The 12,113-nt window shown below is 68.9% G+C and carries 13 protein-coding genes; 6 read left to right on the top strand and 7 right to left on the bottom strand.

What is annotated here, in order from left to right; all coding sequences use genetic code 11:
* Nucleotides 1–2: 2 nt before the first annotated feature.
* Together AVHM3334_RS11225 and hpf are read right to left on the bottom strand one after the other, a co-directional pair.
* Nucleotides 3–473, bottom strand: coding sequence for a PTS sugar transporter subunit IIA (locus AVHM3334_RS11225; protein ID WP_092742923.1), 471 nt, complete (start codon nt 471–473; stop codon nt 3–5).
* A 124-nt stretch (nt 474–597) separates the two neighbouring features.
* The gene (gene hpf, locus AVHM3334_RS11220; RefSeq protein WP_284412286.1) at nt 598–933 is read right to left on the bottom strand and encodes a ribosome hibernation-promoting factor, HPF/YfiA family; all 336 of its coding nucleotides are present in this window, start codon (nt 931–933) and stop codon (nt 598–600) included.
* 422 nt (nt 934–1,355) lie between these two features.
* Between hpf and AVHM3334_RS11215 the strand changes: the two genes are divergently transcribed.
* The gene (locus AVHM3334_RS11215) at nt 1,356–2,276 is read left to right on the top strand and encodes a phosphoribosylaminoimidazolesuccinocarboxamide synthase (RefSeq protein WP_284412284.1); all 921 of its coding nucleotides are present in this window, start codon (nt 1,356–1,358) and stop codon (nt 2,274–2,276) included.
* Nucleotides 2,277–2,339: 63 nt separating this feature from the next.
* Here AVHM3334_RS11215 and AVHM3334_RS11210 read toward each other — a convergent pair whose 3' ends face one another.
* Complete coding sequence (locus tag AVHM3334_RS11210; protein ID WP_284412282.1) at nt 2,340–3,146, bottom strand: META domain-containing protein; 807 nt, start codon at nt 3,144–3,146, stop codon at nt 2,340–2,342.
* Nucleotides 3,147–3,178: 32 nt separating this feature from the next.
* Nucleotides 3,179–4,087 carry a thioredoxin gene (trxA, locus tag AVHM3334_RS11205; protein ID WP_284412280.1) on the bottom strand — a complete coding sequence of 303 codons (909 nt, stop codon included), beginning with the start codon at nt 4,085–4,087 and terminating at the stop codon, nt 3,179–3,181.
* A 92-nt stretch (nt 4,088–4,179) separates the two neighbouring features.
* Here trxA and purE point away from each other — a divergent pair, with 92 nt between their 5' ends.
* The 4 genes from purE (at nt 4,180) to AVHM3334_RS11185 (ending at nt 7,922) form a co-directional block, all read left to right on the top strand.
* Nucleotides 4,180–4,677, top strand: coding sequence for a 5-(carboxyamino)imidazole ribonucleotide mutase (purE, locus tag AVHM3334_RS11200; RefSeq protein ID WP_284412278.1), 498 nt, complete (start codon nt 4,180–4,182; stop codon nt 4,675–4,677).
* Nucleotides 4,674–5,852, top strand: a complete 1,179-nt coding sequence (locus tag AVHM3334_RS11195) for a 5-(carboxyamino)imidazole ribonucleotide synthase (protein WP_284412276.1) — start codon at nt 4,674–4,676, stop codon at nt 5,850–5,852. Before purE ends, AVHM3334_RS11195 begins: the two co-directional genes overlap by 4 nt.
* Before the next feature lie 17 nt (nt 5,853–5,869).
* Nucleotides 5,870–6,880, top strand: coding sequence for an L-threonylcarbamoyladenylate synthase (locus tag AVHM3334_RS11190; RefSeq protein WP_284412274.1), 1,011 nt, complete (start codon nt 5,870–5,872; stop codon nt 6,878–6,880).
* Between the two features lie 88 nt (nt 6,881–6,968).
* On the top strand, nt 6,969–7,922 hold the full coding sequence (locus AVHM3334_RS11185; protein WP_284412272.1) for an SGNH/GDSL hydrolase family protein: 954 nt from the start codon (nt 6,969–6,971) through the stop codon (nt 7,920–7,922).
* Nucleotides 7,923–8,018: 96 nt separating this feature from the next.
* On the opposite strand, the gene AVHM3334_RS11180 is transcribed toward AVHM3334_RS11185, so the two are convergent.
* From AVHM3334_RS11180 to dacB, 3 genes are all read right to left on the bottom strand, one after another.
* On the bottom strand, nt 8,019–8,690 hold the full coding sequence (locus tag AVHM3334_RS11180; protein WP_284412270.1) for an OmpW/AlkL family protein: 672 nt from the start codon (nt 8,688–8,690) through the stop codon (nt 8,019–8,021).
* 29 nt (nt 8,691–8,719) lie between these two features.
* The gene (locus tag AVHM3334_RS11175) at nt 8,720–9,877 is read right to left on the bottom strand and encodes an SGNH/GDSL hydrolase family protein (RefSeq protein WP_284412268.1); all 1,158 of its coding nucleotides are present in this window, start codon (nt 9,875–9,877) and stop codon (nt 8,720–8,722) included.
* Between the two features lie 148 nt (nt 9,878–10,025).
* A complete protein-coding gene (gene dacB / locus AVHM3334_RS11170; protein ID WP_502869891.1) occupies nt 10,026–11,468 on the bottom strand; it encodes a D-alanyl-D-alanine carboxypeptidase/D-alanyl-D-alanine endopeptidase in 1,443 nt (480 codons plus the stop codon).
* 203 nt (nt 11,469–11,671) lie between these two features.
* Here dacB and AVHM3334_RS11165 point away from each other — a divergent pair, with 203 nt between their 5' ends.
* Nucleotides 11,672–11,980, top strand: a complete 309-nt coding sequence (locus AVHM3334_RS11165; RefSeq protein ID WP_284412266.1) for a hypothetical protein — start codon at nt 11,672–11,674, stop codon at nt 11,978–11,980.
* The last annotated feature ends 133 nt before the right edge of the window (nt 11,981–12,113 follow it).

Raw genomic sequence — 12,113 nt, 5'->3', positions numbered from 1 at the left:
GATCAGGCCGTGGCCTGGGCAGACTGCCAGCCGGCGATCAGGCCGTGCAGCTCGGAGGCATCGGTGCTGCCCTTGATGCGCTCGCGCAGCGAGCCGTCGCTCAGCAGCTCGGCGATCTCGGACAGGATTTCCAGGTGTTTCTGCGTGGCCGCTTCGGGCACGAGCAGGAAGATCAGCAGGCCGACGGGCTGCTCATCCGGCGCATCGAAACCGATGGGGTGGGCCAGTTGGAACACGGCGGCCATCGGAGCCTTGAGGCCCTTGATGCGGCCATGCGGAATGGCGACGCCATGGCCCAGGCCGGTGGAGCCGAGGCGCTCGCGGGCGAAAAGGCTGTCGGTGATGAGGGCGCGCGAAAGGCCGTGCTGGCTCTCGAACAACAACCCTGCCTCTTCGAAAGCGCGCTTTTTGCTGGTGGCATCGACGCTCACGAGCACTTGAGCGGCAGGCAGTATGGAGGCAAGACGGTTCATGGTGAAGGGTTGCGATTATGCACCCCCTAGCATAAACCCTGAGCACCTTGAGGGGGCACAAAAAAACCGCCCCTCGGGGGGCGGCGTTGCGAAGGGCCTGGCTGCTCAGGCCCTTGGCGGCAAATCAGGCCATGAGCTCGCGCTTGATGGCACCGTGATGGTGGTTCTGGATGCGGTCCTTGTACCGGACCACCTGGCGGTCCAGCTTTTCCACCAGTTCGTTGACCGCCACATACAGGTCGGAGTGGGAACTCTCGGCGAACAGATCACTGCCTTTCACATGCACATTGCATTCCGCGCGTTGGCGCTTTTCCTTTTCCTTTTGCTTCTCGACCGTGAGGAGCACCTTGACATCGACCACTTGGTCGAAATGCTTGCTGATGATGTCCAGCTTGTCCGTCACATGGGCGCGCAATGCGGGGGTAACTTCGAGGTGGTGACCGCTGATCGTCAGGTTCATAAACTAGCCTCCTGGGCTCTCGTTGAAGAAACGCCGTCCTCACGGTCTTGGATCGGACGGCCCGGCGAAAGGGCAACTCATGCATGTGTTGGATCGACTATGCGCCCGGCTTGCGGCAATTGCAAACGCATACCGAAGTCGGCGGGCGGGTCTTGGCCGCCAAGGTGCCAAACGCCGCAAAACGGCGCACAATAGGCGGGCTTTGCTCCGCATCCCCCTTGAGGCTTCAACGCCCATCGCCAGCGCCGGCAGCGCACCGCTCCCCCAGAGCGCCCGGCCGTCTTCCACACGCCCGGCTGCCCCCCGGTTTTCCCGCAGACTCCCGCTGAATCGGCGGCTTCGGCGCACGCCCTAAAATCGCGGACTGGCCGGCCCTGCCACCGAGAGCCGCGGCTTTCCCGTTCGCAATCGCTTCACCCACCATGACCCAGCCCCTTTCCTCCGCACTGCACACCTCCGCCCTCACGTCCCTGCCGCTGCTCGCGCGCGGCAAGGTGCGCGACAACTACGCCGTGGGCGACGACCGCATCCTGATGGTGGCCAGCGACCGCCTCTCGGCCTTCGACGTGATCATGGGCGAGCCGATTCCCGGCAAGGGCGAACTGCTCACGCAGATGGCGCTGTTCTGGTTCGACAAGCTGGGCCACCTGTGCCCCAACCACCTGACGGGCGAAGACCCCGAGAGCGTGGTGACGGCGGACGAGGCGCCCCAGGTGCGGGGCCGTTCGATGCTGGTGCAGCGCCTGCGGCCGATTCCCGTCGAGGCAGTGGTGCGCGGCTACCTGGCCGGCAGCGGCTGGAAGGAATACCAGGAATCGCGCGCCGTGTGCGGCGTGCAACTGCCCGAGGGCCTGACCAACGCGGCCAAGCTGCCGCAGCCCATCTACACGCCGGCCGCCAAGGCCGCGATGGGCGAGCACGACGAGAACATCACCTTCGAGCGCACGGTGGAGATGATCGGCATCGAACTGGCCACGAAGATCCGCGACATCAGCATCGCCATCTACCAGGAGGCCGCCGCCATCGCACTCGAAAAGGGCATGATCATCGCCGACACCAAGTTCGAGTTCGGCCTGGCCCCCGACGGCACGCTGGTGCTGATGGACGAGGTGCTCACGCCCGACAGCTCGCGCTACTGGCCCGTGGAAGGCTATGAAAGCGCGTTGGCCGCCGGCGAGAACCCGCCCAGCTACGACAAGCAGTTCGTGCGCGACTGGCTGGAGCAAACGCAGATCAACGGCAAGCCCTGGAACAAGACCGCACCCGCACCGCGCCTGCCGCGCGAAGTGGTCGAGAAGACCGCGGCCAAGTACCGCGAAGCGCTCGAACGCCTGGTCGGCTGAACGGTCTCGCCGCGCACGCTGCGGCACGGTGCCTCCTGACGGCCCACGGGCCGCCTGGCCGCCTCACTCCAGTTCGGTGGCCTCCAGCCGCAGCAGCACGCGCGCTTCTTCGTCGAGCAGCAGCAACTGCCGCCCTTCCTGGCGGTAGGCGCGGACGTCGCCCAGCGCTTGCAGAAAGCGGCCCTCCAGGGTCGCCGCCTGCAGGCACAGCTGCAGCGTTGTGTTGATCTGCGTGATGCGCAGGCGCACGCCGTCCACCGCGTAGCTGGCCAGAAACCGATTGCAGCCCCCTGCGCCGCGCGCGCGGCCCCCTTCGCCGTCCATCACCAGATGCGGCTCGGGCGCTCCCGCGGGGGCGGGCGGCACGGCGGTGTCGTCGATTTCCACCAGCCGCCAATAGGTCTGCCGCAGCGGCACCTCGGCCTGCACGGTCGCTTTGTCCAAAGGCAGGCGGTGCAGTTCGACGTCCACCCGCCGATAGGCGGGGTCGGGCGGCAACGGGTGGGTGCCGTCGGAGGCGAAGCGCACGTAGCCATGCAGGGACAGCGAGGCGCGAACCCGGTAGCGGCCCGGCAGCAGCGGCTGCGTGAGCGCGGACCGGAAAGGAATCTGCAATTGGTAGGGCGGCGGCCCCGGCAGTTCGATGCGCTGTCGCCCGAGCACGGTGGGCGGCGCATCGGGCCTGGAGACGTCGAGCAGGGCCGCCTCGAACACGGCCGGCTCGTCGGGCGGCACGTAAAGGCGCTCGCGCGAGAACACCGTGCCGATGACCATGGCGTCCGGCGGGGGCGATGTGGCGCAGCCCGCGAGGGCGAGCGCCAGTACCGATGCCGCCGCCAGGGCGGCCGAACGCGCCCGTTCAGTGCCCATGGGCCGGGCTGTTTCGGTGGCCTGGGCGCCGGTCAGCTCAGCACCACGCTGGACAGGCGGCGGCGATAGGTCGCGACCACCGGGTCTTGCGGAGGAATCTGGCCCTCGGCCACCTTCACCCGGGGCGGCTCGATGATCTCGAGCACGGCCACGCAGGTCTTGCGTGCGGCCTCGTCGTTCCAGGCCTTGTCGCGCATGAGGATTTCCAGCAGTTCGTCCATCGCCTCGGTCCAGCGCTGGTGCGCCATGAACCAGCGGGCACGGGCGAAGCGCGCATCGAAGTCACGGCGGTTGGCGGCGATTTTGGCATCGAAATCGGCCATTGCCGCCGGATCGCTTGCCTCCATAGCTACGAAATCGATAGCATCCATCCAGGCCTTGAGCGCGCCCAGCTTGCGCGACCCCGGGGCCTTGGCGATCACCGGGGCGAAAGCGGCCTTGGCATCGTCCTCGCGGCCCAGTTGCAGCAGCAGCTTGACGTAGTCGAAGCGGGCTTCGTCGTTGGCAGGATCGGTGGCAACGGCGTGCTGGAGCTTTTCCAGCGCCGTGTCGGTGTCGCCTTCGGCCAGCGCGTCCAGCGCCAGTTCTTCTTCCTCTTCGGCCAGGGCCGCTTCGGCGGTGGGCACGTGCTTGTCGAGGAAGGCGCGCACCTGGCCTTCGGGCTGGGCGCCCGTGAAGCCATCGACGGGTTGGCCGTTCATCAGCAGCACGCAGGTGGGAATGCTGCGGATGCCGAACATGCCGGCGATCTGCTGCTCCTGGTCGGAGTCGATCTTCACGAGCTTGAAACGGCCTTCGTATTCCGTTTCGAGCTTTTCCAGGATGGGGCCGAGCGACTTGCAAGGCCCGCACCAGGGGGCCCAGAAGTCTACCAGCACGGGCACTTCCATCGAGGCGGCGATGACTTCGGTTTCAAAATTCTCTACGGTGACATCGATCATGTGTTCAGGAATGGTGGGTGCGCTCGGCACACAAAAAGTAAAATCGCGGGTTCCACTTCGGCGGGCGGCCGGTTCTCCAGCGCCCCACTCACATGAAACCCATCCAGATCGGTGTGGTCATGGGCTCCAGCAGCGACTGGGAGACCATGCAGCACGCAGTGCAGATTCTCCAGCAATTCGGCATCCCCCACGAAGCCCGCGTGGTCTCGGCCCACCGCATGCCGGACGACATGTTCGCCTACGCGGAAGCGGCGGCCGGCGCCGGGCTCAAGGCCATCATCGCCGGTGCGGGCGGGGCCGCCCACCTGCCGGGCATGATCGCCGCCAAGACCACCGTGCCGGTGCTGGGCGTTCCGGTGGCCAGCCGCCATCTGCAGGGCGTGGATTCGCTGCACAGCATCGTGCAGATGCCCAAGGGCATTCCCGTGGCCACCTTCGCCATCGGCACGGCCGGCGCGGCCAATGCGGCGCTCTTTGCCGTGGCCCTGCTGGCGACCGAGGACCCGGCATTGCGCACGAAGCTCGAAGCCTTCCGTGCCGAGCAGACGGCCGCGGCGCGCGCCATGGCCCTGCCCCCGGTGTCCGCATGAGCGCGCCCACGAGCCCGGCGCGCCCGCTGCTGCCCGGCAGCACGCTCGGCGTGGTCGGCGGCGGCCAGCTCGGCCGCATGTTCGTGCACGCGGCGCAGGCCATGGGCTACTTCACGGCCGTGCTGGATGCCGATGCCGACAGCCCCGCCGGCCGGGTGAGCCACCACCACATCCGCACCGCGTATGAAGACCCGGACGGCCTCGCGCAACTGGCGGGCCTGTGCGATGCCATCACGACCGAATTCGAGAACGTGCCGGCCCAGGCGCTGCGCACGCTGGGCGCCGAGCGGCCGGTGGCTCCGGCCGCGAGCGCCGTGGCCATCGCGCAGGACCGCGCCCAGGAAAAAGCCCACTTCGTGCGCTGCGGCGTGCCCTGCGCGCCCTACGCCGTGATCGAGACCCCCGCCGATCTGGCGGCCGTGGCGCCCGATCTCCTGCCGGGCATCTTGAAAACCGCCCGCATGGGCTACGACGGCAAGGGCCAGTCCCGCGTGAAGACGCCGGCCGAGCTGGCCGCCGCCTGGCAGGCCATGGGCCGCGTCCCGTGCGTGCTGGAAAAGAGGCTGCCCCTGGCGCTCGAATGCTCGGTGATCGTGGCGCGCGGGGCCGACGGCACCTGCGTGCACCTGCCCGTGCAGCGCAATCTGCACCGGGACGGCATTCTGGCGGTCACCGAGGTTCATGAGGGAAATATGCCTCATGCCCTAGTGGAACATGCGGTGAATGCTTCCAAATCGATAGCAAACGGACTGGACTACGTGGGCGTGCTGTGCGTGGAGTTCTTCGTGCTCGACGGCGGCGAACTGGTGGTCAACGAGATCGCCCCGCGCCCGCACAACAGCGGCCACTACAGCCAGAACGCCTGCGATGTGTCGCAGTTCGAATTGCAGGTTCGCGCCATGGCCGGCCTGCCGCTCACGCAGCCACGCCAGCACAGCCCGGCCGTGATGCTCAACCTGCTGGGAGACCTGTGGTTCGCTGGCGGCCCGCACGCCCGCACGCCGGCGTGGGAAGCCGTGCTGGCGCTGCCCGGCACGCATCTGCACCTGTACGGCAAGGCCGAGGCCAAGCCAGGCCGCAAGATGGGCCACCTGAATGTCACGGCGCCCACCGTGGAAGCCGCGCGCGCCAACGCGCTGCAGGCCGCAGCGCTGCTGGGCATCGCGGCGTTCTGATCCGGGCCTGACGCGACATGATCCTCGACGGCCAACGCCCCGAATCCATCGCCGCCGCCGCGCGCGCCCTGCGCACGGGCGCGCTGCTGGGACTGCCTACCGAGACGGTGTATGGCCTTGCGGCCGACGCGGCCAGCGATGCGGCCGTGGCGCAGATCTTCTCGGCCAAGGGACGGCCGAGCGACCACCCGCTGATCGTGCACGTGGCCGACGCGGCAGGCATCGCCCACTTCGCCAGCGAGGTGCCCGCGTTTGCACAGGCGCTGGTCGATGCGTTCTGGCCCGGCCCGCTCACCCTCATCCTGCCGCGCCGGCCCGGCGTGGCCACGGCAGCCACGGGCGGCCAGGACAGCGTGGGCCTGCGCTGCCCCGCCCATCCCGTTGCCCAGGCCGTGCTGCGCGCCTGCGCCTCGGAAGCCCCCGCGCTGGAAGGCCACCCCGTTTGGGGCGTGGCCGCGCCCAGCGCCAACCGTTTCGGCCGCGTGAGCCCCACCACCGCCCTGCATGTGCAGGACGAACTGGGCGATGCGCTGCTGGTGCTGGACGGCGGGCCCTGCGGCGTGGGCATCGAATCGACCATCGTCGATTGCACGCGCGGCGTGCCGGTGCTGCTGCGCCCCGGGGCGATCACCCGCGCGCAGATCGCCGAGGCCTGCGGCCTGGCGCCGCTATCGAAAGAAGAGCTGCCCGCGCATACGCCACGGGCATCAGGCACGCTGGAAGCCCACTACGCCCCCGCGGCGAAGGTGCGCCTGATGGATGCCAAGGCCCTGCAGACCGGGCTGGACCTGCTGGGCGCCGATGCCGCGCACCTGGCGGTCTATGCGCGCAGCGCGCTGCGCCCACGGTCGGCCAAGGTGCAGGTGCGGCGCATGCCCGACGACGCCGCAGCCACCGCGAAGCAGCTGTTTGCCGTGCTGCGCGCCTTCGACGACGAGGGCGTGAAGCTGATCTGGATCGAAACCCCGCCCGCCACCCCCGAATGGGAGGGCGTGCGCGACCGCCTGCAGCGCGCCGCGGCGGCATAGGGCCGGACCATAGACCTATTGCACGCCCTGTTGCAGGCCACGCCGCGCCAGTCGTTAAACTCTCGCCACATTTTCTGGAGAAAAACCCATGGCAGCAAATTGGATGCGCCGCACCCTCGTGGTCGCCGCTTGTGCAACGGCCACGTTGCTCGCGGCTTGCGGTTCAAGCACAACCGAGTCGGCCATCACGCCCGACCGGTTCATCACGTTCGGTGACGGCTTCAGCGATATGGGCCAAAACGGCGCCCGCTACACGGTCAACGACGGCAGCATCAACAACTGGACCCAGCAGATCGCCAACAACTACGGCAAGACCTTCACGCCCGCGGCTGCAGGCGGCACGGGCTACGCCCAGGGCAACGCCCGCGTGACGGCCACGACCGACGCGGCCGGCCGCACCACCACCCCGTCCGTCACCCAGCAGATCGACACCTTCCTGTCCAAGGGCGGCTTCGCTGAAAACGATCTGGTCATGATCAACGGCGGCATCAGCGACGTGATCGCCGGCATGGCCGCGGTGAACGCGGGCACGCAGACCAGCGCGCAGTTCCTGGCCAATGCGGCCACGGCCGGCAAGGAACTGGCCGCGCAGGTGCGCCGCCTGTCCAACGCCGGTGCCAAGCACGTGGTGGTGACCGGCACGTACGACCTGGGCAAGAGCCCCTGGGCCGTGTCGATCAACCAGACCACGCTGCTGAGCAACGCCAGCACGCAGTTCAACCAGGCCCTGCTGGTGAACATCGAAGACCTGGGCACCACGGTGCTGTACGTGGACCTGGCCTACTACGGCAATGTGTTCGTGGGCTCGCCATCGGGCTACGGCTTCACCGACAAGGACAACGCCGTCTGCACGTCGGTGGACGCGAACAACGGCATCGGCATCGGCGCAGGCCGGGTCAATTCGCTGCTGTGCAACGCCTCCACGCTGCTGCCGGGCGCTGCCCAGGACAAGTACGTGTTCGCCGACCCCGTGTACTTCACGCCTTCGGCCCAGCGCCAGTTCGGCACCTACGCGTACGACCGCCTGCGCGCTCGCTGGTAAGCACGGCGCACGCCCATGGAAAAAGCCGACCCTCGGGTCGGCTTTTTTATGCCCGCTCCCGTGGCTCGCACGGGGTGGCAATCCAGGCGGCTGCCGTCAGAACCGGTAGCCGATGCCGACCGTGAACACGTTGGGGTTGAGCTTGATGGCGATGCTCTGCCCCGTGGACAGGTGGGTGGTGGTCTTGAGGGCGGTCTTGTAATAGGCCGCGTCCACGAACCAGCGCTCGTTGAACTGCCATACGAAGCCGACTTGCGCCGTCGCACCCCACTTGTCGTCGATCGACGCGGTGATGGGATTGGCCGGCGTGCCGCCGGTCATCGCGTTCAGCGTGGCGGTGGTGCGCTCCTTGAAGAACTTGGCATACGTCACGCCCACGCCCACATACGGTCGGAAGGCCGCATTGGCCTCCAGGAATCGGTACTGCGCGATGACCGTGGCGGGCACCACCTTGGTCTCGCCCACCTTGCCCACGCCGCCGATGGCTCCGTCGCCATAGAACGCGTGCTTGAAAGGCAGGCCGACAGGCACATCCACGGCCCAGTGGTCGGTCAGCATGTAGTTCAGCCCGCCGGTCAGGGTGGTGTCGGAACGAACGTCCACACGGGTGTCGGGAAAGCTCGGCGCGCTCAGGTTGCCGCTTTTGGTTTGCGGCGAAATCTGGGTGGCGCCCACGCGCACGCTCAACGTGCCCGCCACTTGTGCGCTGGCCGTGCCGCAGAGGGCTGCCGCGGCGATCGCCACGCAGGCCCAGGAAAATGGCTTCATGAAAACTCCTTGATGGGTCGGGCGCGGGCTCAGAGCCAGCCGGCGGTGGACAGGGAACGGGACACCAGTTGGCCGATCAGCTGATGACCGTAGGGCGTGGGATGGAAGCTGTCGGCGAAGCCGTAGGACTTCCACCAGTCCGCGCCGCCCGTGGCGCCTGCGGGAGGTGTGCGGGCCGACAGGGCGGCCGACGTGCAGGTGGGGAAGGTGTAGGTCGGCAGGCCATCGGCGCCCACGCCGGTGGGCGGGCAGGCGGCGGTCGACACGTTGGTCAGCTGGTACTGGACCGGATTGGTGGCCTGGTCCTTGAACGAGCTGTAGAAGTCCACCAACGCCAGGCGGCTGTCGGTGCCCAGGCTGGCGGCCAGGCGGGCGTTGTAGGCCTGGATCCAGCCGTCGAACAGCGCTTCGGCCTGGGCTGCGGCGGCCGCGCCGCTCGAAGCGGCGATGGATGCCACCACCAGACGGAACCGGGGGGTCACGGTGATGCCCGGTGCGTTGAGCACCGCCACGCGCTTGGCGCCCTTGTCCAGCGTGTTGGTCTTGATGGTGGCGGCAAAGCGCGTTGCCAGCGTCTGCATGTACAGCCCGCCCACCTGCGCCATGCCGGTCGCGCCGCCGTTCATGGCGGCGGTGATGGTGTTGGCGTCCAGCAGCGTGCCCAGCACGGCGCGGTAGGCGGCGCCGCCATCGCTCGGGATGCGCAGGTATGCGCCGATCAGATCGGCCGCATCGTTGGCGCCGCCGTCGATCAGCACCAGATCGCGGTCGGAGAAGCCAGCCGCGCCGGCATCCTGGATCTGGCGGGTGATGGACGCTGGCGAGGTGGGCGCGGTCAGGTGATTGATGCGCCCGCCGCCCACGGCGTAGTTGGTGCACTCGGCACGGGTGGTGAACGCGGTGCCGCTGGACAGGTAGTGCGGGCACAGGGTCTGGCCGTAGGTCGTGGCGACGCGCTCGGGCCAGACGGCGCTGGAGCCGGCGCCTGTGGCCGCCGTGCCCTGCACGGTGAACTTGAAGCCGAACGTGCCGCTGTCGGCCAGGCTATCGCCCATGACCTTCACCGAATTCACGCTCACGGCGGGGGTCGTGTCCGACCCGCCGCCTCCGCATGCGGCGAGCAGGGATGCCGCCGCCAGTGCGGTTACTGCCCAGGAAGCTCTGTTTTTTGTGATTTTCGAGATCAAGGTGTACTCCGTCAGGTTGAAAAATAGCACGGTCGTGCGTTTTACCAAGACCTATCGTAAACCCGCACTTCCCCGGCGCGGCACAGGGGAAGTACCGATACCTGCCCCGTCGCGCCCCGGCGGAGCACCGCGCGCGCTGCGGCCTTTCTCAGCGGTCGCTGGCCACCCAGTCCACCAGCGCCTCGATGGCCGGGCGCGCCGCTGCGGCGTTCGGATGGTTGGCGATGGCCACCATCACGTAGCGCCGGCCGCTGGCGCCGTCCACATAGCCGGCCATCGCCGACACGTCGCGCAGGCTGCCGGTCTTGAGGTGGGCGGCGCCCACGGAGCGGCCCTGGCTGCGCCGCAGCGTGCCGTCCACACCGGTGATCGGCAGCGACGCCACCAGCTCGGGCATGACGGACGACGCCCAGGCCGCCTGCAGCATGCGCGCGAGCGCCTGGGCACTGATGCGCGCCTCGCGGCTCAGGCCCGCGCCGTTGTCCAGCACCGGCACCTCGGTGCCGGGAAAGCGCTGGCGCCACCACTGTCCGACCACGGCACGCGCACCGTCGAAGGTGCCGCGGCCGTTCTTTTGCAGCGCCAGCGTGAGAAACACCTGCTGCGTCATCACGTTGTTGCTGTACTTGTTGATGTCGCGCACCACCTCGGCCAGCGCGGGTGACGGCGTGCTGAAGGCCGGCACCAGGCCGGCGGGCACCCGCCCGTCGCGCACGCTGCCGGTGAGCTTGCCGCCCAGTTCGCGCCACATGCCCTCGATGGCGCGGGCCGCGTAGCCGGCGGGATCGGCGGGTGCCACCGCCCATGCCCGCTCGCCGCAGGCTGCGGGGTACACGCCCTGGAAGGCGATGCGCGCGGGGTCGGCCAGCTCGGCCTTGAGCGCCGTGCGCCAGTCGCCGCAGTCCGCGCCCGGCGCGGCGAGCGGCACGGTGGCGGGCCATTGCACGCCCGCCAGCGGGGGCTCGTACTGCACGCGAGCGATGCCGGCCGCCGCATCGGGCACGAAGGTCATCGAGATCGACTTGTAGTTCACCAGCAGCGCGTCGGGCGATGCGTTGTAGGGGCGCAGCGGCTCGCCGTCGAAGCGCGCGGCGTCGTGGTCGGGCACGTCGAACGCGCTGCGGTCCAGCACGATGTCGCCCACGATCACCTGAATGCCCTGCGCCCGCAGCCGGCGCATCAGCAGCCACAGCCGCTCGACCACCAGCTTGGGGTCGCCCTGCCCCTTGATGTACACGTTGCCCTGCAGGCTGCCGGCCTGGGGCCGGGCGTCCAGGTACACCGGCGTGTCCCAGGTGAATGCCGGGCCCAGCTGGTCCAGCGCGGCGTAGGTGGTGACCAGCTTCATGACCGACGCCGGGTTGACCGGCACCTGGGCACGATAGGCGAGCCGGGGCGCCTGCCGGCCCTCCGCATCGACCACCAGGATCGACAGGGCATCGCGCGGCAGCTTGGCGCGCTGCAGGGCGGCCTCCACAGCCGGGGGCAGCGCGCCTTGGGCAGCGGTGTCGGGGGACGGGACGGGGGGCTGGGCCGGGGCCTGCAGCGCCATGCCGGCGAGCGCCACGAACGTGGCGGCGCGCAGTGCCATCGGCCTGCGCGATGAAAAGACTTGCAACATGGGCGGCGAGTCTACCGAGGGGGTCTCCCAGCGCGCGGGTGCAAACCGCAGCGGGGCCGAGAACCGGCATTCGTCCTACAAACCGATGCGCCCGGGCGGAGGGACGAAGGCGCTGGGGTTCACCCTAGGATGGCCTCCATCATGACGTCCCGGCCACCGGGAGAAAGGCAACTGTGAGCACTTGGTACAAATTGGCTCTCGGCAACGACCAGGACGCGTTCGAGCCCGCGCGCCGGATCCAGCAGATCTTCATGGCGAAGTTCCTGATGACGCCCCCGGGCTCGGGGCGCGCTCTCTTCTCCAGCTACGACCTCGCCAGCGACAACCTGTGGCTTTATTTCTCGCCCGCGGCCCGCGACATCGCGACCCGCGTGGGCGCCCAGCCCTGCGACAAGCCGGCCCCCGATGCCCCGCTGGGCCTGCTCGCGGGCGAAGGCGATGCCCTGGCGCAGCAAGCCACCCTGGAAGCCGCGACCGCCTGACCGGCCGGCACGCAGCGGGGTTGCACCGGGCCTGATCGCCGCATGGCGGCCGGGGCGCCGATAATGTGCACCGGCCTCCTTGCACCCGGTGCGGCGCACCGCTGCGTTTCAGCAGCCACGGCGCTACAGGGAG

Source organism: Acidovorax sp. SUPP3334 (assembly GCF_030159055.1).
Lineage (GTDB): Bacteria > Pseudomonadota > Gammaproteobacteria > Burkholderiales > Burkholderiaceae_C > Paracidovorax.
Note: the sequence above shows the minus strand (reverse complement) of the source record. Positions and strands in the feature narration are given on the sequence as shown.